Origin of the sequence: Enterobacter cloacae complex sp. SHL022 (genome assembly GCF_049237785.1) — a bacterium.
Classification (GTDB): Bacteria; Pseudomonadota; Gammaproteobacteria; order Enterobacterales; family Enterobacteriaceae; genus Enterobacter; species Enterobacter hormaechei_C.
Window position 1 is genome coordinate 16,773 of sequence record NZ_JBMKJH010000010.1, and the last position, 21,609, is coordinate 38,381.

At 55.8% G+C, this 21,609-nt stretch carries 22 protein-coding genes; 7 read left to right on the forward strand and 15 right to left on the reverse strand.

All coding sequences use genetic code 11. The features are described from left to right. Position 1: 1 nt before the first annotated feature. Together diaA and dolP are read left to right on the forward strand one after the other, a co-directional pair. Entirely contained in the window at positions 2-592 is a 591-nt protein-coding gene (gene diaA / locus ACOTZD_RS18950) for a DnaA initiator-associating protein DiaA (RefSeq protein ID WP_003861754.1), read from the forward strand. Positions 593-601: 9 nt separating this feature from the next. Further along, positions 602-1,177 (forward strand): division/outer membrane stress-associated lipid-binding lipoprotein, encoded by a 576-nt coding sequence (gene dolP, locus ACOTZD_RS18955; protein WP_003861756.1) that lies wholly within the window; start codon positions 602-604, stop codon positions 1,175-1,177. A 50-nt stretch (positions 1,178-1,227) separates the two neighbouring features. On the opposite strand, the gene ACOTZD_RS18960 is transcribed toward dolP, so the two are convergent. Together ACOTZD_RS18960 and ACOTZD_RS18965 are read right to left on the reverse strand one after the other, a co-directional pair. Continuing rightward, positions 1,228-2,265 carry a permease gene (locus ACOTZD_RS18960; protein ID WP_003861758.1) on the reverse strand — a complete coding sequence of 346 codons (1,038 nt, stop codon included), beginning with the start codon at positions 2,263-2,265 and terminating at the stop codon, positions 1,228-1,230. A gap of 40 nt (positions 2,266-2,305) precedes the next feature. Continuing rightward, positions 2,306-2,950 (reverse strand): NAD(P)H-binding protein, encoded by a 645-nt coding sequence (locus tag ACOTZD_RS18965; RefSeq protein WP_023304489.1) that lies wholly within the window; start codon positions 2,948-2,950, stop codon positions 2,306-2,308. 128 nt (positions 2,951-3,078) lie between these two features. On the opposite strand from ACOTZD_RS18965, the gene ACOTZD_RS18970 reads away from it, so the two are divergent. Then, positions 3,079-3,597, forward strand: coding sequence for a type 1 glutamine amidotransferase domain-containing protein (locus ACOTZD_RS18970; protein ID WP_015571965.1), 519 nt, complete (start codon positions 3,079-3,081; stop codon positions 3,595-3,597). Here the strand turns inward: ACOTZD_RS18970 and ACOTZD_RS18975 are convergent. Next, positions 3,577-4,011, reverse strand: coding sequence for a YhbP family protein (locus ACOTZD_RS18975; RefSeq protein ID WP_003861766.1), 435 nt, complete (start codon positions 4,009-4,011; stop codon positions 3,577-3,579). The genes ACOTZD_RS18970 and ACOTZD_RS18975 overlap by 21 nt on opposite strands. 14 nt (positions 4,012-4,025) lie before the next feature. Here ACOTZD_RS18975 and ACOTZD_RS18980 point away from each other — a divergent pair, with 14 nt between their 5' ends. After that, entirely contained in the window at positions 4,026-4,355 is a 330-nt protein-coding gene (locus ACOTZD_RS18980) for a GIY-YIG nuclease family protein (protein ID WP_003861768.1), read from the forward strand. Here the strand turns inward: ACOTZD_RS18980 and ACOTZD_RS18985 are convergent. Together ACOTZD_RS18985 and ubiT are read right to left on the reverse strand one after the other, a co-directional pair. Next, positions 4,342-4,845, reverse strand: a complete 504-nt coding sequence (locus ACOTZD_RS18985; RefSeq protein WP_003861769.1) for a GNAT family N-acetyltransferase — start codon at positions 4,843-4,845, stop codon at positions 4,342-4,344. The genes ACOTZD_RS18980 and ACOTZD_RS18985 overlap by 14 nt on opposite strands. Beyond that, entirely contained in the window at positions 4,839-5,363 is a 525-nt protein-coding gene (gene ubiT / locus ACOTZD_RS18990) for a ubiquinone anaerobic biosynthesis accessory factor UbiT (protein ID WP_023314904.1), read from the reverse strand. The genes ACOTZD_RS18985 and ubiT overlap by 7 nt, the downstream gene beginning before the upstream one ends. Positions 5,364-5,584: 221 nt before the next feature. Here ubiT and ubiU point away from each other — a divergent pair, with 221 nt between their 5' ends. The 3 genes from ubiU to ACOTZD_RS19005 all read left to right on the forward strand — a co-directional run bounded on the left by ubiU (position 5,585) and on the right by ACOTZD_RS19005 (position 8,552). Next, positions 5,585-6,580 (forward strand): ubiquinone anaerobic biosynthesis protein UbiU, encoded by a 996-nt coding sequence (gene ubiU, locus ACOTZD_RS18995; protein ID WP_003861773.1) that lies wholly within the window; start codon positions 5,585-5,587, stop codon positions 6,578-6,580. Positions 6,581-6,587: 7 nt separating this feature from the next. Next, positions 6,588-7,466, forward strand: a complete 879-nt coding sequence (locus ACOTZD_RS19000) for a U32 family peptidase (protein ID WP_045347166.1) — start codon at positions 6,588-6,590, stop codon at positions 7,464-7,466. A gap of 78 nt (positions 7,467-7,544) precedes the next feature. Continuing rightward, a complete protein-coding gene (locus ACOTZD_RS19005) occupies positions 7,545-8,552 on the forward strand; it encodes a luciferase-like monooxygenase (protein WP_045347165.1) in 1,008 nt (335 codons plus the stop codon). Positions 8,553-8,653: 101 nt separating this feature from the next. On the opposite strand, the gene mtr is transcribed toward ACOTZD_RS19005, so the two are convergent. The 10 genes from mtr to nusA all read right to left on the reverse strand — a co-directional run bounded on the left by mtr (position 8,654) and on the right by nusA (position 21,592). After that, the gene (gene mtr, locus ACOTZD_RS19010; RefSeq protein ID WP_045347164.1) at positions 8,654-9,898 is read right to left on the reverse strand and encodes a tryptophan permease; all 1,245 of its coding nucleotides are present in this window, start codon (positions 9,896-9,898) and stop codon (positions 8,654-8,656) included. A 142-nt stretch (positions 9,899-10,040) separates the two neighbouring features. Next, positions 10,041-11,936, reverse strand: a complete 1,896-nt coding sequence (locus ACOTZD_RS19015; RefSeq protein ID WP_003861780.1) for a DEAD/DEAH family ATP-dependent RNA helicase — start codon at positions 11,934-11,936, stop codon at positions 10,041-10,043. Beyond that, a complete protein-coding gene (gene yrbN, locus ACOTZD_RS19020) occupies positions 11,929-12,009 on the reverse strand; it encodes a protein YrbN (protein ID WP_097397692.1) in 81 nt (26 codons plus the stop codon). The genes ACOTZD_RS19015 and yrbN overlap by 8 nt, the downstream gene beginning before the upstream one ends. Before the next feature lie 107 nt (positions 12,010-12,116). Continuing rightward, positions 12,117-13,001 carry a lipoprotein NlpI gene (gene nlpI / locus ACOTZD_RS19025; protein ID WP_003861782.1) on the reverse strand — a complete coding sequence of 295 codons (885 nt, stop codon included), beginning with the start codon at positions 12,999-13,001 and terminating at the stop codon, positions 12,117-12,119. A gap of 110 nt (positions 13,002-13,111) precedes the next feature. Then, positions 13,112-15,250, reverse strand: a complete 2,139-nt coding sequence (gene pnp / locus ACOTZD_RS19030; protein ID WP_003861786.1) for a polyribonucleotide nucleotidyltransferase — start codon at positions 15,248-15,250, stop codon at positions 13,112-13,114. 242 nt (positions 15,251-15,492) lie between these two features. After that, positions 15,493-15,762, reverse strand: a complete 270-nt coding sequence (gene rpsO, locus ACOTZD_RS19035) for a 30S ribosomal protein S15 (RefSeq protein ID WP_003861789.1) — start codon at positions 15,760-15,762, stop codon at positions 15,493-15,495. Between the two features lie 154 nt (positions 15,763-15,916). After that, positions 15,917-16,867, reverse strand: a complete 951-nt coding sequence (gene truB, locus ACOTZD_RS19040; RefSeq protein WP_003861791.1) for a tRNA pseudouridine(55) synthase TruB — start codon at positions 16,865-16,867, stop codon at positions 15,917-15,919. After that, positions 16,867-17,271 carry a 30S ribosome-binding factor RbfA gene (rbfA, locus tag ACOTZD_RS19045; RefSeq protein WP_003861793.1) on the reverse strand — a complete coding sequence of 135 codons (405 nt, stop codon included), beginning with the start codon at positions 17,269-17,271 and terminating at the stop codon, positions 16,867-16,869. The genes truB and rbfA overlap by 1 nt, the downstream gene beginning before the upstream one ends. Positions 17,272-17,377: 106 nt before the next feature. Next, positions 17,378-20,065 carry a translation initiation factor IF-2 gene (gene infB, locus ACOTZD_RS19050; RefSeq protein WP_003861796.1) on the reverse strand — a complete coding sequence of 896 codons (2,688 nt, stop codon included), beginning with the start codon at positions 20,063-20,065 and terminating at the stop codon, positions 17,378-17,380. A 24-nt stretch (positions 20,066-20,089) separates the two neighbouring features. Continuing rightward, positions 20,090-21,592 (reverse strand): transcription termination factor NusA, encoded by a 1,503-nt coding sequence (nusA, locus tag ACOTZD_RS19055; RefSeq protein ID WP_003861798.1) that lies wholly within the window; start codon positions 21,590-21,592, stop codon positions 20,090-20,092. Positions 21,593-21,609 lie beyond the last annotated feature (17 nt).

Genomic DNA, 21,609 nt, shown 5'->3' on the forward strand with positions numbered 1-21,609 from the left:
CGTGCTCGAACGAATTAAAGTGTGCTTCACAGAAAGCATTCAAACGCAGATTGCCGCGGCGGAAGCCCTTCCGGACGCGATCTCGCGTGCAGCGATGACACTGGTTCAGTCGCTGCTCAACGGCAACAAAATCCTCTGTTGTGGCAATGGCACGTCCGCCGCCAACGCACAGCATTTTGCTGCCAGCATGATCAATCGCTTCGAAACCGAGCGCCCAAGCTTACCTGCCATTGCACTAAACACCGATAACGTGGTCTTAACTGCGATTGCCAACGATCGTCTGCATGACGAAATCTACGCCAAGCAGGTGCGCGCCTTAGGCCATGCCGGAGACGTGCTGCTGGCGATCTCCACGCGCGGTAACAGCCGGGATATCGTTAAAGCGGTTGAAGCGGCAGTGACCCGGGATATGACGATTGTCGCCCTGACCGGTTACGACGGCGGTGAGCTGGCTGGCCTGCTGGGGCCGCAGGATGTGGAGATCCGCATTCCTTCGCACCGTAGCGCCCGCATCCAGGAGATGCATATGCTCACGGTGAACTGCTTATGCGATCTGATCGATAACACGCTTTTCCCTCACCAGGATGATTAAGGAGTTCTCATGAAGGTTTTATCGGCCCTTGCAGTCGTGATGTCTGCATTACTGCTTCAGGGATGCATCGCTGCCGCTGTAGTCGGTACCGCAGCGGTCGGCACCAAAGCAGCGACCGATCCGCGTACCGTTGGGACGCAGGTGGATGACGGTACGCTTGAGCTGCGCGTAAACAGTGCGCTGTCGAAAGACGAGCAGATCAAGAAGGAAGCACGCATCAACGTGACGGCTTATCAGGGCAAAGTGCTGCTGGCAGGCCAGGCGCCAAATCCTGAACTCGCCTCGCGCGCCAAACAGATCGCGATGGGTGTGGAAGGCACGGCGGAAGTGTATAACGAGATCCGCCAGGGCCAGCCGATTGGTCTCGGCACCGCGTCATCTGATACCTGGATCACCACCAAAGTGCGTTCCCAGCTGCTGGGTACCGACCAGGTGAAATCCTCAAACGTGAAAGTGACCACGGAGAACGGCGAAGTGTTCCTGCTGGGTCTGGTGACGGAACGTGAAGGGAAAGCGGCAGCGGATATCGCCAGCCGGGTGAGCGGCGTGAAGCACGTCACCACCGCGTTTACTTATATTAAGTAATTCACACCTGACTGTAAGCCCGGTAAGCGCAAGCGCCACCGGGCTTTCTTTCACACAAGCGCCATACTCCCCACAATCACTCCACTCAACGCCACCAGCCCCGCAGTCAGCCACAGCGCTTTCGCCGGGAATGACTTACGCAGCATGATAAGCGACGGCAGGCTCACCGCCGGCAGCGTGATGAGCAGCGCCAGCGCTGGTGCGGTCCCCATACCGGCCATCATCATGGTCTGAATAATCGGGATCTCCGCCGCGGTTGGGATCACGAACAGGCAACCGGCCACCGCCATCGCAATCACCCACATCAGCGTGTTGTCGATAGCGCCATCCGCATGCGGGAACAGCCAGACGCGCGCGGCCCCCAGCACCAGTACGGCCAGGATATAGACCGGAATGGTGCTCCAGAAAAGCTGCCACAGCGCTTTGCCCCAGCGAGCAAAGAAACTGCCCTGCGGCTCGCTGACGTCCAGCTCAACGGAAGCAGACCCGGCCTCGTTGTCTTTCACCAGGTGCTGCACCAGCGTAGCGACAAGCACCACCGTCAGCAGGCCAGCCGCCAGACGGATAAACGCGAAATGCCAGCCGAGAACGAAGCCCATAAACACCAGCGTTGCCGGATTCAGCAGTGGGTTACCCATCCAGAAGGCAAGCGCGCCGCCCATCGACACGCGCTGTCGGCGCATACCCGCCGCCACCGGTGCGGCGCAGCAGGAACACATCATGCCCGGCAGGGAGAAAATCGTCCCCAGCAGCGTGCCCTGCAAGCGCGGCTGTCCCAGGGTTTTCACCAGCCAGTTACGCGGGATAAGTACCTGAATCAGCGAGCCCAGCAATACGCCCAATACCGCCGCTTTCCAGACGGCAAGAAAATAGACCATTGCGTAATCCCACGCCGCGCGTAGCGGGCTGGAATCGGCCTGCGCGAGAATCGATTTACCGATGCTGTGGGTGTCGGCGGCGGTGAAGGCTTTACCGTAGTACGGCTGCCATTTCACATACCAGAGGCCAATGATGACCACGAGAAAGAAGAGTGCGGGCTTCCACCACTGAACAGGTGTTGCCGCCTGAGATGAAGACTGACCAGTCATACCATTCCCCGGAAGGTGTTATTTAATAAGCCGGGGAAGTTTACGCCTCGCCCTGCGCGATTTCACGCAGTTTTGCCGAAGGGATAATATTAACCCCCTCCTGCGACGGAGCCAGCGCCTCTTTTAGCATCGCCAGCGCGACATCCCGCGCCTCGATGGACTTCCAGTTACCCGGCAGAATGCGAAACAGCGGAGCGAAAAAAGACTCGTTAAAACGACGTTCGTCACGGTGCCCCATCAGCATGGAAGGCCGCGCGATGGTCAGGCGCTCCCATTTCTGCGCGATTAACGCCTCTTCCATTTTGCCCTTCACCTGGTTGTAAAAAAACGGCGAGCCTGCGTTCGCGCCGTGCGCGCTGACCACCAGGAAATGTTTTGCGCCCAGCTTTTTCGCCGTCAGGGCGGTATCCACCACCAGCGTGTAATCCGCATGGACAAAAGCTTCTTTACTGCCCGCTTCCCGTCGGGTGGTGCCAAGGCAGCAAAAGGCGATATCAATGGGATCCTGCACCTGCGCCAGCGCGTCGGTGAGCTGTGGATCGTGCGGGTTATAGACGCCGGTGATATCCAACAGCGGGCGACGCGTCGGGGCGGCGATATAGTTGATATGCCGATCCTGGATCAGCAGCCGCAGCAGATGTCCACCCACCAGCCCGGTTGCGCCGGTAATCAGTACCTGACTCATCTTATCCCCTTTACAGAATTGTCCGTTTGCGTTCTGGGCCTGCTCTACCACACTTAAAAGTCTGTTACCGGTAAGTATTTACCACAAACGGGAAAAAAACAGTCTGAAGCGAAAACAACGGAGGAAGCATGGGTAAAAAAATCGCAGTCTTGATTACCGACGAGTTTGAAGATTCAGAATTTACGTCGCCAGCAGAGGCATTCCGCAAGGCGGGCCACGAAGTGGTCACCATCGAGAAAGAAGCGGGTAAAACCGTGAAGGGCCATAAGGGCGAAGCCAGCGTGACCATTGACGAATCCATTGATAACGTCAGCCCGTCGGATTTCGACGCCCTGCTGTTACCGGGCGGCCATTCACCGGATTCCCTGCGCGGGGACGAGCGTTTCGTCACCTTTACCCGTGACTTCGTCGGCACCGGTAAACCGGTGTTTGCCATTTGCCACGGTCCGCAGCTGCTGATCAGCGCCGAGGTGGTACGCGGGCGTAAGCTCACCGCGGTGAAACCGATCGTTATCGATCTGAAAAACGCGGGAGCCGAGTTCTACGATCAGGAAGTGGTGAACGATAACGATCAGCTGATCACCAGCCGTACACCGGACGATCTGCCGGCGTTTAACCGTGAAGCGCTACGCCTGCTCGGCGCGTAACCAGTGCAGCTTTTTACCAAAGCCCAGGGTGTTGTCGGTAAATTTCAGCTCATCAAGGCGGATTTCCCACACCGGGGCTTTTAGCGCCGCAGCCACCGGGAAGCGGCGCGTATAGCGTTTACGTTGCGCGTCGCTCTCCTCCCCTTCCAGGCGACGAATTTCACCTTTGAACTGGACCCCGCGGATCAGCGCAACAGTTTTAGGCTGACCGTTTACCGTACCTGCCACTTTTGCCTGCTGGCCCGTCATCTGCGCATGCCGCGTTTTGTCTTCGCTCATTACGTAAAAGGCCACGCGCTCGGGATCGTAGTAATAAAAGGCATTTGCGCACCACATCTCCTCGTCTTTACAGACGCACCAGGTCACGACATGCTGCTTTGCCAGCCAGCGGTTAATGGCGGCCAGTGTTTCCATTTTCGCTCTCTCTCATGCTATGGTGCGTTCACCTTAACATACTGAATCTGTTTACCGTGTGCTGGTTTCTCTATCTTGTCCGAACCGCTGATAACGCACTCTACACCGGGATCACTACCGATGTGGCACGGCGTTTTTTACAACATCAAACGGGGAAAGGGGCGAAAGCACTACGGGGGAAAGGTGAACTTCAGTTAGCGTTTTCAGCCGCCGTGGGCGACAGATCCCTGGCGCTCAGGCTGGAATACCGCATCAAGCAGCTGACAAAGCGCCAGAAAGAGCGTCTCGTCAACGGGGACGGCTCTTTCGAGGCGCTACGCGAAAGCCTGCTTAAAAACGATTGAAATGATCGTGGTACTCCACCAGACCGGTAACGCCGTCGAGCGCATCATCTGCCAGAGGATGCACCTGGAAAGATGTTTCCGTGCCCGGCCAGTGGCAGCGCAGATCGTATCTGGACGCTGGCTCAAAACCTAAACGTTCGTAGAACGCCGGATCGCCCAGAACGACGACAGCGGCATAGCCAAATTCATTCAGTGAATCCAGTCCTTCATAGACCAGCTGGCGCGCCAGGCCCTGGCCACGGTAGTTTTCATCCACCGCCAACGGCGCCATGCCGACCCACTGCAACTCTTCACCCTGCACAATCACCGGGCTGAAGGCCACGTAGCCGACCACCTGCCCTTCATCGTCAGTGGCAACCAGGCCCAGCGTAATCAGGCCATCTTCGCGAAGATCGTGAACCAGTTGGGCTTCGGCGTCGCCTGCAAAAGAGCGGCGTAACAACGCATCGATACCCGGCGCATCAATCCCAATTTCGACTCGAATCAGCATGGTTCACCTACTGAAGTGTGTTTACTGTCCGGCGGGGTTTTTAGCCCGGCCTCAACGAAATCTGCCATTTGCATCAATATCATACGCAGCGCTTTCGGCATCTGCTCCAGTTCAATGGCATCCATTAAATTTTTGACGTACAGACCGAGCTCCGTGTCGCCTTCAATCACCAGACGACGCTGGAAGAAGAGGGTGTCCGGATCCTGTTTGCGCGCGGCGATCATCAGCAGATCGCTGGCATCCGCGCTAAAGCTGACATCCGCCTCGGCGGTTTCACGGACGATAAGCCGATCGTTCTCAACGGAAGTAAACCAGCGCAACCCGATATCGCGCACTTCAATCTTTAACCAGCGGCCTTCCAGAAACTCCAGCTCACCGTCCTGTAGCGCCTGGCGGAACTGCCAGCTCAGTACCTGTTCCAGCACCTGGCGTTTAAGCGCGAACGGCGCCAATTTTACCGGCACGCTCAGCATTGATGGACCAAATTGTACGAGACGTGAACGCAGTTTATCCAGCACGAGCTTTACTCCCTGATAGCTATAGTCCTGCTATTTTGCCATATCCCGACAAGAAGATAGCGGCGTAAATCAACAAACCGTTGTCCGGTGTACCTCATTATTGGTGCCATCAATACGCCATTAGCTGCCTTAAATCAAAAATTGTCGCGTATGGGTTAATTAAAATCCCAGCTCGTTAACATTTTTTACGATCCCTGCGATCGACAACATCGGGATAAATTATGGAGCTGCTCTGCCCTGCCGGAAACCTTCCGGCGCTTAAGGCGGCCATCGAAAATGGGGCCGATGCGGTCTATATCGGGCTGAAAGATGATACCAACGCCCGCCATTTTGCGGGTCTTAACTTTACGGAGAAAAAGCTTCAGGAAGCCGTTAACTTCGTCCACCAGCACCGGCGCAAACTGCACATCGCCATCAATACCTTTGCCCATCCTGATGGCTATGCCCGCTGGCAGCGCGCCGTGGATATGGCGGCCCAGCTGGGCGCCGATGCGCTGATCCTGGCCGACCTCGCCATGCTTGAGTATGCGGCAGAACGTTATCCGCATATTGAGCGCCATGTCTCTGTTCAGGCATCGGCCACCAATGAAGAGGCCGTCCGTTTTTATCATCGACACTTTGACGTGGCTCGCGTGGTGCTGCCGCGCGTACTCTCTATTCATCAGGTTAAGCAACTGGCGCGCGTCACGCCAGTGCCGCTGGAGGTTTTTGCCTTCGGCAGCCTGTGCATCATGGCCGAAGGCCGCTGCTATCTTTCCTCGTATTTGACCGGCGAATCGCCAAATACCGTCGGCGCCTGCTCGCCTGCCCGCTTCGTTCGCTGGCAGCAAACGCCGCAGGGGCTGGAGTCGCGCCTGAATGACGTGTTAATTGACCGCTATCAGGACGGTGAAAACGCGGGCTACCCGACGCTGTGCAAAGGCCGATATCTGGTGGACGGCGAGCGCTACCACGCGCTGGAGGAGCCCACCAGCCTCAACACGCTGGAACTGCTGCCAGAGCTGCTGGCCGCCAATATTGCCTCGGTGAAAATCGAAGGCCGCCAGCGCAGCCCGGCCTACGTGAGCCAGGTGGCAAAGGTGTGGCGTCAGGCCATCGACCGCTGCATGGCGGACCCGCAAAACTACGCTCCGCAGGCGGCATGGATGGAGACGCTCGGCGCGATGTCCGAAGGCACCCAAACCACGCTCGGCGCGTATCACCGTAAATGGCAGTGAGAAAATCATGAAATATTCATTAGGGCCGGTGCTTTACTACTGGTCAAAAGAGACGCTGGAAGATTTTTACCAGCAGGCCGCTACCAGCAGCGCCGATGTGATTTACCTCGGCGAAGCGGTGTGCAGCAAGCGCCGCGCCACCAAAGTGGGCGACTGGCTGGATATGGCGAAAAGCCTGGCCGGCAGCGGCAAGCAGGTGGTGCTCTCGACGCTGGCGCTGGTGCAGGCGTCCTCTGAACTGGGCGAGCTGAAGCGCTACGTCGAAAACGGTGAGTTCCTGCTGGAGGCGAGCGACCTGGGCGTGGTGAACATGTGCGCCGAACGTAAGCTGCCGTTTGTCGCCGGACATGCCCTGAACTGCTATAACGCCGTGACCCTGCGCCTGCTGCTCAAACAGGGGATGACCCGCTGGTGCATGCCGGTTGAACTCTCCCGCGACTGGCTGGCCAACCTGCTTACACAGTGCGAAGAGCTGGGCATTCGCAACAAGTTTGAAGTGGAAGTTCTGAGCTATGGGCATCTGCCGCTGGCCTACTCTGCCCGCTGCTTCACCGCACGTTCCGAAGATCGTCCGAAAGACGAGTGCGAAACCTGCTGCATTAAGTACCCGAACGGACGCAGCATGCTGTCGCAGGAGAATCAGCAGGTGTTTGTTCTTAACGGCATTCAGACCATGAGCGGTTACGTCTATAACCTCGGCAACGAACTGGCGTCAATGCACGGGCTGGTGGATATGGTGCGTCTTTCGCCGCTTGATACCGGCGTATTCGCCATGCTGGACGCCTTCCGCGCCAACGAAAATGGCGCTGCTCCGCTGCCTCTGACGGCAAACAGCGACTGCAACGGTTACTGGCGACGTCTCGCCGGGCTGGAATTGCAGGCATAAAAAAGGCTCACTTTGTTAACAACGGTTATCATTTTTTAATGCAGTATTAAAGATTGACCGTCGACAAAGTGAGCTGTTATGACTGACAAAACCATTCCGTTTTCGGTGCTGGATCTGGCGCCGATCCCACAAGGCTCCTCGGCCAGAGAAGCCTTCACGCACTCTCTCGATCTTGCTCAGCTTGCCGAAAAGCGCGGCTATCACCGCTACTGGCTGGCGGAACACCACAATATGGTGGGCATCGCCAGCGCCGCCACCTCGGTGCTGATTGGCTATCTGGCGGCGAATACCACCACACTGCACCTGGGCTCCGGCGGCGTGATGCTGCCAAACCACGCCCCGCTGGTGATTGCTGAGCAGTTCGGGACGCTGAATACCCTCTATCCGGGCCGTATTGATTTAGGGCTTGGCCGCGCGCCGGGCAGCGACCAGCCGACCATGCGCGCCCTGCGTCGCCATATGAGCGGCGATATCGATAACTTCCCGCGCGATGTGGCGGAGCTGGTGGGCTGGTTTGACGCGCGGGATCCGAACCCGCACGTGCGTCCTGTGCCGGGGTACGGGGAAAAGATCCCGGTATGGCTGTTAGGCTCAAGTCTGTACAGCGCGCAGCTCGCCGCCCAGTTGGGGCTGCCGTTTGCGTTTGCCTCGCATTTCGCACCGGATATGCTGCATCAGGCGCTGCATCTCTACCGCACGCACTTCAAACCGTCCGAGCGTCTGGAGAAACCGTACGCGATGGTCTGTATCAATATCATTGCCGCCGACAGCAACCGCGACGCGGAATTCCTGTTCACCTCCATGCAGCAGGCGTTTGTGAAGCTGCGTCGCGGTGAGACGGGCCAGCTGCCGCCGCCGGTAGAGAATATGCATCAGCTGTGGTCGGCCTCCGAGCAGTATGGCGTGCAGCAGGCTCTGAGTATGTCGCTGGTAGGTGATAAGGCGAAAGTGCGTCACGGGCTGGAGGCGGTGCTGCGTGAAACCCAGGCGGATGAGATTATGGTTAACGGCCAGATTTTCGATCACCAGGCGCGTCTGCATTCGTTTGATTTGGCAATGCAGGTGAAAGAGGAGTTGGTGGGGTAGTTTTTTTGCTTTGCCCGGTGGCGCTTCGCTTACCGGGCCTACATTCTTTTCTCCCTCTCCCTGCGGCAGAGGGCCGGGGTGAGGGGTTCAGACCGCACGTTTTACTGATACACAGGCAACAGATTAAAACTCGACAGCACGTGCACCACCGCGTTACCGATACCAAATACCAGGATCAGCGCAATCATCGGTTTTCCGCCCCAGACGCGGAATTTCGGGCTGCCGAAGCGCTTACGTGATTTGCGCGCCAGCAGCGCCGGTACAATCGCCGCCCAGATGGTGGCCGCCAGTCCTGCATAGCCGATGGCGTAGAGGAAACCGTTCGGCCACAGCAGGCCGCCCACAATCGGCGGCAGGAAGGTCAACAGCGCCGTTTTGAAGCGCCCCGTCGCAGAGTCATCAAAACCAAACAGATCCGCCAGGTAGTCAAACAGGCCCAGCGTCACGCCGAGGAATGAACTCGCCACCGCAAAGTTCGAGAAGACCACCAGAAGCAGATCCAGGCTGCGGCTGTTCAGCACGCCGCTCAGCGCCTGTACCAGCACATCAATGTTACCGCCCTTCTGCGCAATGCCGATAAATTCCGGACGCGGGATGTTACCCATCGTCCCCAGCAGCCAGATCACATACAGCGCCAGCGCCAGCAGCGTGCCGTAAACCAGGCATTTCACGATGGTGCGCGGATCCTTGCCGTAGTACTTCATCAGGCTCGGTACGTTACCGTGGTAGCCAAACGACGCCAGACAGAACGGCAGGGTCATCAGCAGGTACGGCGTATAAGAGGTGTTCGTTTCGGCAACGTTAAACAGCGTGGCCGGCGTGACGTGCCCCAGCAGGCTGCCGAAGGTAAGAAAGAAGGTGATGACCTTTGCGCCCAGCACGATTGCCGTCATGCGGCTGACCGCTTTGGTGCTCATCCAGACGATAAACGCCACGCCCAGCGCGAAGCAGAGACCCGCCAGACGCGCCGGAACGTTCAGCGACATCTCTGAGAAGGTGTGATGCAGAATCGACCCGCTCGCTGAAATGTACGCGTAGGTCAGGATATAGAGTACAAACGCGATGGACAGCCCGTTCACCAGGTTCCAGCCTTTGCCCAACAGATCCCGGGTGAGGGTGTCGAAGCTGGAGCCAATGCGGTAGTTCAGGTTTGCTTCAAGGATCATCAGCCCGGAATGGAGCATGCAGAACCAGGTGAAAACCAGCGCCGCCAGCGACCAGAAGAACCACGCACCGGACATGACCACAGGCAGGGAAAACATCCCGGCACCAATGATGGTTCCGCCGATGATCACCACGCCGCCAAGCAGCGAAGGTGACGTTTGGGTGGTGGTTAGTGTTGCCATGCGGCCTTATCTCCAGTGAAAAATGTGGTTCTGCATTTTAATGTGCCGCACTGTACCAGTACAAGAGTACAAAAGGAATAAAAAAAGCCCCGATAGCGACTATCGGGGCTGTATATTTTACTTTACGTCAGAAGCGAAAGGCTTACGCGTCACCGAAACGACGACGGCTGGCACCTTCTTCACGGCGTGGACCACGGTTTTCGCGGCGCTCACCGGAGAAACGACGGCCTTCACCACCGCGACCTTCGCTGCGACCGCCTTCACGACGCTCGCCACCGAAACCGCGACCACCGCCACGACGTTCGCCGCCACGGTCAGGACGTGGCTGTGCATCGCCCAGCAGCTGCATGTTCATCGGCTTGTTCAGGATGCGGGTGCGAGTAAAGTGTTGCAGTACTTCGCCCGGCATGCCTTTTGGCAGCTCGATGGTGGAGTGGGAACCGAACAGCTTGATGTTACCAATGTAACGGCTGCTGATGTCGCCTTCGTTAGCGATCGCGCCAACGATGTGACGAACTTCAACACCATCATCACGGCCCACTTCAATGCGATACAGTTCCATTTCGCCAGCGTCACGACGCTCGCGACGTGGACGGTCTTCACCACCACGCTCTGGACGGTCACCGCGTGGACCACGGTCGTTACGGTCGCCACGACGTTCGAAACGATCGTCACGGTCACGGAACTCACGCTTAGGACGCATCGGCGCATCAGGTGGCACGATCAGGCTACGTTCGCCCTGCGCCATTTTCAGCAGTGCTGCGGCCAGGGTTTCCATGTCCAGCTCTTCGCCTTCAGCGACAGGCTGGATCTGGGACAGCAGCGCACGGTACTGATCCAGATCGCTGCTCTCCAGCTGCTGCTGTACTTTCGCGGCGAATTTTTCCAGACGGCGTTTGCCCAGCAGTTCTGCGTTTGGCAGCTCAGCTTCTGGAATGGTCAGCTTCATGGTGCGTTCAATGTTACGCAGCAGACGACGCTCGCGGTTCTCAACGAACAGCAGCGCACGGCCCGCACGACCCGCACGACCGGTACGGCCGATACGGTGAACGTAAGACTCGGAGTCCATTGGGATATCGTAGTTTACAACCAGGCTGATACGCTCAACGTCCAGACCACGTGCTGCCACGTCGGTTGCAATCAGAATATCCAGACGACCGTCTTTCAGACGCTCCAGGGTCTGCTCGCGCAGGGCCTGGTTCATGTCGCCGTTCAGCGCTGCGCTGTTGTAGCCGCTACGCTCCAGGGCTTCAGCCACTTCCAGGGTCGCGTTTTTGGTACGAACGAAGATAATCGCCGCATCAAAATCTTCCGCTTCCAGGAAACGCACCAGCGCTTCGTTTTTGCGCATGCCGTATACAGACCAGTAGCTCTGGCTGATGTCCGGGCGAGTGGTCACGCTGGACTGAATGCGCACTTCCTGCGGCTCTTTCATGAAGCGGCGGGTAATGCGACGGATCGCTTCTGGCATGGTTGCAGAGAACAGAGCGGTCTGATGACCTTCCGGGATCTGCGCCATGATGGTTTCTACGTCTTCGATGAAGCCCATACGCAGCATTTCATCGGCTTCGTCCAGTACCAGACCGCTCAGTTTAGAGAGGTCCAGGGTACCGCGCTTCAGGTGATCCAGCAGACGGCCCGGCGTACCGACAACAATCTGTGGACCCTGGCGCAGGGCGCGTAACTGCACGTCATAACGCTGGCCGCCGTACAGGGCTACCACGTTTACGCCGCGCATATGTTTAGAGAATTCCGTCATGGCTTCAGCAACCTGAACAGCCAGTTCACGGGTTGGAGCCAGGACGAGGATCTGCGGCGCGCGCAGGTCCGGATCAATGTTGTTCAGCAGCGGCAGCGAGAATGCTGCGGTTTTACCGCTACCAGTCTGGGCCATGCCCAGCACGTCACGACCAGAAAGCAGGTGTGGGATACACTCAGCCTGGATCGGAGATGGTTTTTCGTAACCCAGATCGTTAAGGGCTTCAAGGATAGGAGCCTTCAGGCCCAGATCTGCAAAAGTGGTTTCGAATTCAGCCATGTAGTACAAGTGCCTCGATATTAATGGCGGCCAGTCTACTTAGCTCATCGTGAAAATGATTAGCAATTTTCATTGAAAAGTGTGAACCGGCTCAAATTAGGTGTATTGACGAACAACAACGCCCTCACCAGTGAAGGTGATGGCAATCAAAAGATTACGGGCTGATGTTTATGTCGTCAGCTATTGCTGGTCCGATTCTGCCAGGTCGTCTTGCTCCTGGCCCAAGAGCGATAATTCCAACAATGCATAACGGTGCTCAACGAAGTTATGTACGTTGTTAGCAACCGCTAATTTGAACAGTGCCGTAGCGCTGTCCATATCCCCCAGACTTAGGTAGTACTTACCTAAATAGAAGTTGGTTTCACTGAGATGCTCAGCGAGCGAGGTGTTATCCGTTGCGTCCGCCTTGAGGCGTTCCATCAGCGTTGCTTCGCTAATGTTGCCCAGGTAGAACTCGACAATGTTCCATCCCCACTGTTCCTTGTCCGATTTCTCGAAGCGCTGTTTCAGTGCTTCTTTGGCCTGCTTCTCATCAAGCTTCTGCTCAACGATGTAAAGCCACAGGCTGCGGAAAGGATCATTAGGATCGTCTTGATAAAACGCCAGCAGATCATCTTGCGCTAACTTATCACGTCCGCCGTAATACAATGCGATACCGCGATTCAAGTGCGCGTAGTTGTAAGTTGGATCAAGCTCAAGTACAGAATCAAACGCTTCATAGGCAGCATCAAAATTGCCTGCCTGCGTTAAATAAATGCCTAAGTAATTGAATACTTCAGGCATATCAGGTCGAATCGCCAGCGCTTGTGAAAAATCATTTCGCGCCAGTGCCCTCAGACCGAGACTATCATACAACACTCCGCGCTCATATAAAAGCTGTGCGCGTTCGTCATCGGTTAAAGCCCGACTGGCAAGTATTTGTTCCATGCGTGCCAGAATGACTTCCTGCTGCAAAGTCGGTTGCAATGGCACTGCGAGGACTTCGCTCTTACGCCAGGCAGAGTTGCTGCATCCTGCCAGCGTTAAAGCTGTCGCAACGAAACACCAGCGCAAAAAAGGCTTCATTTCCCACTCCCGAAGACAACTATTGGATGAACGTCCTGTCCCCCGGCGGCTTAACAAGGCGTCCTGCCTGATAATAAGCCCTCCGCCTGCGCGGAGGGCAAATGGCAACCTTACTCGCCTTGCTGTTCAGCAGCCGGAGCTTCCGGCGCCGCAGCAGGCTGAGACTGCTCGGTTGCTTCTTTAATGCTCAGACGGATACGGCCCTGGCGGTCAACTTCCAGAACTTTCACCGGTACTTCCTGACCCATTTGCAGGTAATCGGTCACTTTCTCAACGCGCTTGTCAGCGATCTGAGAGATGTGTACCAGACCTTCTTTACCGCCACCGATGGCAACGAATGCGCCAAAGTCAACGATACGGGTCACTTTACCATTGTAGATACGGCCCACTTCGATTTCTGCCGTGATCTCTTCGATACGACGGATAGCGTATTTCGCTTTCTCGCCGTCGGTTGCTGCGATCTTCACAGTACCGTCATCTTCGATTTCGATGGTGGTGCCCGTCTCTTCGGTCAGTGCACGGATAACGGAACCGCCCTTACCGATAACATCTTTGATCTTGTCTGGATTGATCTTGATGGTGTGAATACGCGGAGCGAATTCAGAGATATCACCGCGTGGCGCGTTGATAGCCTGTTCCATCACGCCCAGGATGTGCAGACGCGCACCTTTAGCCTGGTTCAGAGCAACCTGCATGATCTCTTTGGTGATACCTTCAATTTTGATATCCATCTGCAAGGCAGAGATACCGTCGCGGGAACCCGCCACTTTGAAGTCCATATCGCCCAGGTGGTCTTCATCACCCAGAATGTCAGACAGAACAACGTAGTTGTCGCCTTCTTTCACCAGACCCATTGCGATACCCGCAACGGCGGCTTTAATTGGCACGCCTGCATCCATCAGCGCCAGAGAAGCACCACACACGGAAGCCATGGAAGAAGAACCGTTGGATTCAGTGATTTCAGACACCACACGTACGGTGTACGGGAATTTGTCTGCTTCTGGCATCACTGCCAGCACGCCGCGCTTCGCCAGACGACCGTGACCAATTTCACGACGCTTCGGTGAGCCAACCATACCGGTTTCGCCCACAGAGTACGGAGGGAAGTTGTAGTGGAACAGGAAGCTGTCAGTGCGCTCGCCCATCAGTTCGTCGATGATCTGTGCGTCACGTGCAGTACCCAGGGTCGCGGTTACCAGCGCCTGCGTTTCACCACGGGTGAACAGCGCAGAACCGTGAGTACGTGGCAGTACGCCAGTACGCACGTCCAGACCACGGATCATGTCTTTTTCACGGCCATCGATACGCGGCTCGCCTGCCAGTACGCGGCTACGAACAACGTTTTTCTCGATGGCATGCAGGATTTCGCCAATTTCGTTAGCGTCCAGCGTTTCGTCTTCGGCAACCAGGGTCGCGGTCACTTCAGATTTGATCACATCAACCTGAGCATAGCGCTCCTGTTTGTCGGTGATGCGGTATGCGTCGCTCAGACGAGATTCTGCCAGTGCAGCAACGCGTGCGTTCAGCGCGTCGTTTGCCGCTTCTGGCTGCCAGTCCCAGCGTGGTTTACCGGCTTCTTTCACCAGGTCGTTGATGTTCTGGATAACAACCTGCTGCTGGTCGTGGCCGAAGACCACAGCGCCCAGCATCTGGTCTTCGCTCAGCAGTTCAGCTTCGGATTCAACCATCAGCACCGCGGCTTCAGTACCGGCGACAACCAGGTCCAGCTTACTCTCTTTCAGCTCTTCCTGAGTTGGGTTCAGCACGTACTGATCATTGATGTAACCCACGCGCGCAGCACCGATTGGACCATTGAATGGAATACCAGACAGTGACAGGGCAGCAGACGCACCGATCATCGCAACGATGTCCGGGTTAACCTGCGGGTTAACGGAAACAACGGTTGCGATAACCTGCACTTCGTTCACGAAGCCTTCCGGGAACAGCGGACGAACCGGGCGGTCAATCAGACGCGCGATCAGGGTTTCGCCTTCGCTTGGACGGCCTTCACGACGGAAGAAGCCACCTGGGATTTTACCGGCAGCGTAGGTACGCTCCTGGTAGTTAACGGTCAGCGGGAAGAAGTCCTGACCTGGTTTAGCTTTTTTCTGGCCAACTACGGTAACGAATACAGCAGTGTCATCCATGCTTACCATAACGGCAGCAGTAGCCTGACGCGCCATCATGCCGGTTTCCAGCGTGACGGTATGCTGACCATACTGGAATTTACGAACGATCGGATTCAGCAAAGTTCTGTCCTTTCTTAAATGTTTGAAAGCACACCTCAGGTGTGCTGACGATTTAACCCGACCTTCTTCGCATCCTCGCGACTAATGACAACCGACACCCCCATGGGTGAAGCCTCTCATTAGCCGCGCGAACCTCTGCAATGAAGATCATTTATAGCAACAATACAATAGTTTCCATTGAATTGCTGCCGTCTGGTTGAAAAAAGGGGCCATCAGGCCCCCTTTTCTGAAACTCGCAAGAATTAGCGACGCAGACCCAGACGCTCGATCAGCGCGGTGTAGCGTGCAACATCTTTACGCTTCAGGTAGTCGAGCAGTTTACGACGCTGAGAAACCATACGCAGCAGACCACGACGGCTGTGGTGATCTTTTTTGTGCTCTGCAAAGTGACCTTGCAGGTGGTTAATCTGTGCAGTCAGCAGTGCAACCTGAACTTCGGTAGAACCGCTGTCGTTAGTACCACGACCAAACTCAGAAACGATTTTAGCTTTAGCTTCAACGCTTAGAGACATTTTCAAACTCCAAAGTATAAAGAATGTAAGGATGCCGATCTCTAATTCAGCTATCCCATGTACGCCCCGCAGATTGTTAAACAATTTACCAGGCGTTAAGCGGCGATATTCTACTCGTCTCCCCTGCTTATCGCAAGGTAAGGCGTTATCACCGTCACGCTTCGACCGGATATTCGACGACCAGACGACGCGGCGCCACACGCCCTTCGCCGTCCATTTCGCCCATACCGATGAATTTCCCTTCGTCACCTTCCGTCACGCGTACCAGGCCCTCAAGCGGTGCCCCCGTTGTGCGAACCGGGTTTCCGTTCTTAAAGTAAACGGACGATGTTAAAGGAAGATTAACAACCGGGAAGTCCACTGCCGGACTGTCCATTGGCATCAGCAGCGGGTCCAGCAGATCGGCCGGCGCAACGCCCTGCGCTTGCGCCTGCTCAATCAGGGCGTGCAGATGCTCAAGCGTCACCATGCGTTCGACCGGATATTTGCTGACCGCCAGACGACGCAGATAAATCACATGCGCGCCGCAGCCCAGCTTTTCACCGAGGTCATCAATGATGGTGCGGATATAGGTCCCTTTCGAACAGTGTACTTCCAGCTCGAGTTCATCACCTTCGTGACGAATGAACAGCAGCTCATACACTGTAATCGGACGAGCTTCGCGCGGAACCTCAATGCCCTGACGTGCATATTCGTAGAGCTTTTTGCCCTGATATTTCAGCGCCGAATACATCGACGGCACCTGTAGCGTATCACCACGGAAGCTGTCCAGCGCCGCATCAAGTTGCTCTGCGCTGAAGGTCACCGGGCGCTCTTCCACCACCTGGCCATCTGCATCGGAGGTATCCGTACGCTGGCCCAGTTTGGCAATCACGCGGTAGCGCTTATCGGAATCCAGCAGGTACTGGGAAAACTTTGTCGCTTCCCCCAGGCAGATCGGCAGCATGCCGGTTGCCAGCGGATCCAGCGCGCCGGTGTGCCCTGCTCGGTTGGCGTTATAAATACGCTTCACTTTTTGCAGCACGTCGTTGCTGGATGCGCCCTGTGGTTTATCCAGCAAGAGCACGCCATGCACGTCACGACCGCGACGACGAGGACGACTCATCAGTCCTCCTTGCTGTCGTCCGCCGGGTTAACACGACGCTCATCGTCATGTTTCACCACGCTGGTCACCAGGTTGGACATACGCATACCTTCAACCAGCGAGTTGTCGTAGAAGAAGGTCAGCTCTGGCACGATACGCAGGCGCATCGCTTTGCCAAGCAGAGAGCGAATGAAACCAGAGGCTTCCTGCAACGCTTTAATGCCGTTCTTCACAGCGTCTTCATCCTGGTCATTCAGGAAAGTTACAAACACTTTGGCGTACGCCAGGTCGCGGGACATTTCCACGCCAGACACGGTGGTCATCATACCCACGCGTGGATCTTTGATTTCACGTTGCAGAATGAGAGCGATCTCTTTCTGCATCTCCTGCGCGACGCGCTGTGGGCGACCAAATTCTTTCGCCATAATAAATTCTCCAGACAAAAAAGGGGCTTAAGCCCCTTTTTAAAATTACTGCCGGGTGGCGCTTCGCTTACCCGGCCTACGCTCATTAATCTTCTGTTGAAGAAGATTACGCGATGGTACGCTGAATTTCGATGATCTCGAACACTTCGATCATATCGCCAACGCGAACGTCGTTGTAGTTCTTCACGCCGATACCACATTCCATGCCGTTACGGACTTCGTTAACGTCATCTTTAAAGCGGCGCAGGGATTCCAGCTCGCCTTCGTAGATAACCACGTTGTCACGCAGCACGCGGATTGGGTTGTGACGCTTGATGGTCCCTTCGGTAACCATACAGCCCGCGATCGCACCGAATTTCGGTGATTTGAACACGTCACGTACTTCAGCCAGACCGATGATCTGCTGTTTCAGCTCAGGAGACAGCATGCCGCTCATCGCTGCTTTCACTTCGTCAATCAGGTTATAGATGACGGAGTAGTAACGCAGATCCAGGCTTTCAGCATCAATGACTTTACGCGCAGATGCGTCAGCACGAACGTTGAAGCCAACCAGGATCGCGTTTGACGCTGCTGCCAGAGTTGCGTCGGTTTCGGTGATACCACCTACGCCAGAACCGATGATCTTCACTTTCACTTCGTCGGTAGACAGTTTCAGCAAGGAGTCGGAGATCGCTTCCACAGAACCCTGAACGTCCGCTTTCAGAACAACGTTCACTTCGTGAACTTCGCCTTCGGTCATGTTGGCGAACATATTCTCGAGTTTAGATTTCTGCTGACGAGCCAGCTTCACTTCACGGAATTTACCCTGACGATACAGAGCGACTTCACGCGCTTTCTTCTCGTCACGTACGACGGTTACTTCGTCACCGGCAGCCGGAACACCGGACAGCCCCAGGATTTCCACTGGAATGGACGGACCCGCTTCCAGCACTTCCTGACCCAGTTCGTTACGCATCGCGCGAACGCGACCGTATTCGAAACCACACAGAACGATGTCGCCCTTGTGCAGAGTACCTTCGCGAACCAGAACGGTTGCAACCGGACCACGACCTTTATCCAGGAAGGATTCGATTACCGCGCCGCTCGCCATACCTTTACGAACCGCTTTCAGCTCCAGAACTTCAGCCTGAAGCAGGATGGCGTTCAGCAGGTCGTCGATACCGGTACCCGCTTTTGCAGATACAGGGATGAACTGTGCTTCACCGCCCCACTCTTCCGGCATAACGCCGTACTGGGACAGTTCGTTCTTCACGCGATCCATATCGGCTTCTGGCTTATCGATTTTGTTGACTGCAACAACCAGAGGCACCTGCGCCGCTTTCGCGTGCTGGATAGCTTCAATGGTCTGCGGCATCACGCCATCGTCGGCAGCAACAACCAGAACAACGATATCCGTTGCCTGAGCACCACGAGCACGCATTGAGGTAAACGCTGCGTGGCCTGGGGTATCCAGGAAGGTGATCATGCCGTTTTCGGTTTCTACGTGGTAAGCACCGATGTGCTGGGTAATACCACCCGCTTCGCCGGAGGCAACCTTAGTAGAACGAATGTAGTCAAGCAGAGAGGTTTTACCGTGGTCAACGTGACCCATGATGGTCACAACCGGTGCGCGCGGTTCAGCCGCTGCGCCCGTATCACGGTCGCTCATTACTGCTTCTTCCAGCTCGTTTTCACGACGCAGGATAACTTTGTGGCCCATCTCTTCGGCAACCAGTTGTGCGGTTTCCTGGTCGATGACCTGGTTGATGGTGGCCATTGCGCCCAGTTTCATCATCGCTTTGATGACCTGAGAGCCTTTCACCGCCATTTTGTTAGCCAGTTCGCCAACGGTGATAGTTTCGCCGATCACAACGTCACGGTTAACGGCCTGAGCAGGCTTCTGGAAGCCCTGCTGGAGAGCGGAACCTTTACGCTTGCCACCTTTACCGCCGCGAACCGCTGCACGCGCTTCTTCACGGTCAGCTTTTGATTCAGCGTGTTTGTTACCTTTTTTCGCAGGACGCGCAGCTTTTGCACTGCGAGTACGACCACGACCACCTTCTACTTCGCGGTCGTTGTCGTCTTCTGCCTGACGCGCATGCTGAGACGTGGTGACGTGATAATCGCTGGTATCTTCAGTTGGTTCAGCGGTATTCACACCATTCTTCTCGTTTTCTTCTGCCATGCGACGCGCTTCTTCGGCGACGCGGCGAGCTTCTTCTTCAAGCTTGCGGCGGGCTTCTTCTTCCGCTTTACGCTTCAGCTCGGCAGCTTCATTTTCACGGCGGGCTTTTTCAGCCTGGGCAGTTTTGGTCATTTCGTCGGTCTGTTGATTGCTCACTTTGTCTTTTTCCGCAGCGTCACGCTTCGCTTTTTCACCGGCGTCGCGTTTCGCTTTTTCTGCGGCCTCACGTTCAGCTTTTAATTCTGCTTCACGTTTGGCAGTGGCTTCTGCCTCACGCTGAGCTTGTTCTTCCGCTTCACGCTGTGCCTGCTCTTCCGCGGCAAGGCGTTCTGCCTCTTGCGGATCACGTTTTACAAAGGTGCGCGTCTTGCGGACTTCAATTTGTACCGACTTGCTTTTGCCACCGGTACCAGGGATGTTCAACGTGCTACGCGTTTTACGCTGTAGCGTTAACTTGTCAGGCGTAGAGCCGTGTTCACGGTTCAGGTGCGCTAACAAGGTTTGTTTTTCTTGCGCGGTCACCGAGTCATCAGCGGACTTCGGGATCCCTGCATCAGCAAATTGCTGTACCAGGCGGTCCACGGAGGTCTGAATCTCAGCAGCCAGCGATTTTACAGTTACATCAGTCATGCTGTTCCTTCCTGCTACAGTTTATTACGCTTCGTCGCCGAACCAGCAAATATTACGTGCGGCCATGATGAGTTCGCCGGCTTTCTCGTCGGTTAAACCTTCGATATCGGCCAGGTCATCAACGCCTTGCTCAGCGAGATCTTCCAGCGTACAAACACCACGGGCAGCCAGCTTGAACGCAATCGCACGATCAAGACCTTCCAGATTCAGCAGGTCATCAGCCGGCTTCTTATCGCCAAGGCTTTCTTCCTGAGCCAGCGCCAGGGTGGTCAGTGCGTTTTTAGCGCGTTCACGCAGGGCTTCAACGGTTGGTTCATCCAGACCGTCAATTTCCAGCAGCTCTTTCATTGGCACGTAGGCCAGTTCTTCCAGCGTAGAGAAACCTTCTTCAACCAGCACAGTGGCGAAGTCTTCGTCAATGTCCAGGTATTTGGTGAAGGTATCGATCGCCGCGTGGGCTTCAGCCTGATGCTTGGCCTGAAGGTCATCAACGGTCATCACGTTGAGTTCCCAGCCGCTCAGCTGTGACGCCAGGCGTACGTTCTGACCGTTACGGCCGATTGCCTGCGCCAGGTTGCCCGCTTCAACAGCGATATCCATGGTGTGTTTGTCTTCGTCAACAACGATAGACGCCACATCAGCCGGAGCCATTGCGTTGATCACGAACTGCGCCGGGTTGTCGTCCCACAGAACGATATCAATGCGTTCGCCGCCCAGCTCAGTAGAAACTGCCTGGACACGCGCACCGCGCATACCGACGCAAGCACCGACCGGGTCGATACGCTTGTCGTTGGTTTTCACCGCAATTTTCGCACGGGAGCCCGGATCGCGAGCCGCCGCTTTAATTTCGATAACTTCTTCACCGATTTCCGGTACTTCGATACGGAACAGTTCTACCAGCATTTCTGGTTTAGAACGGGTCACGAAGAGCTGCGCACCGCGAGCTTCTGGACGCACAGCGTACAGAACACCACGAATACGGTCGCCCGGACGGAAGTTTTCACGCGGCAGCATATCTTCACGCAGGATCACGGCTTCAGCGTTACCCGGCAACCCTTCGGATTTGATCTCCAGGGAGATGTTGTCGCGGTTCACTTTCTTCACCACGCCAGTGATGATTTCGCCTTCCTGATCGCGGAACTGATCGACAACCAGCGCGCGCTCGGCTTCGCGCACTTTCTGCACGATAACCTGTTTAGCGGTCTGGGTAGTGATACGGTCGAAGGTCACAGACTCAATCTGATCTTCAACGTAGTCACCCACGTTCAGACTTTCGTCTTCAAAACGGGCGGCTTCCAGGGTGATCTCTTTAGTTGGCTGGGTCACTTCTTCAACGATTACCCAACGACGGAATGTATCGAAGTCACCGCTTTTACGATCGATTTCTACGCGAACATCGATCTCTTGTTCGTATTTTTTCTTGGTTGCTGTAGCCAGTGCACTTTCCAGCGCTTCAAAAATCTTCTCACGCGGCAGTGATTTCTCGTTGGAGACGGCTTCAACAACAGCCAAAATTTCTTTGTTCATCGCGGGCTTTTCACCTC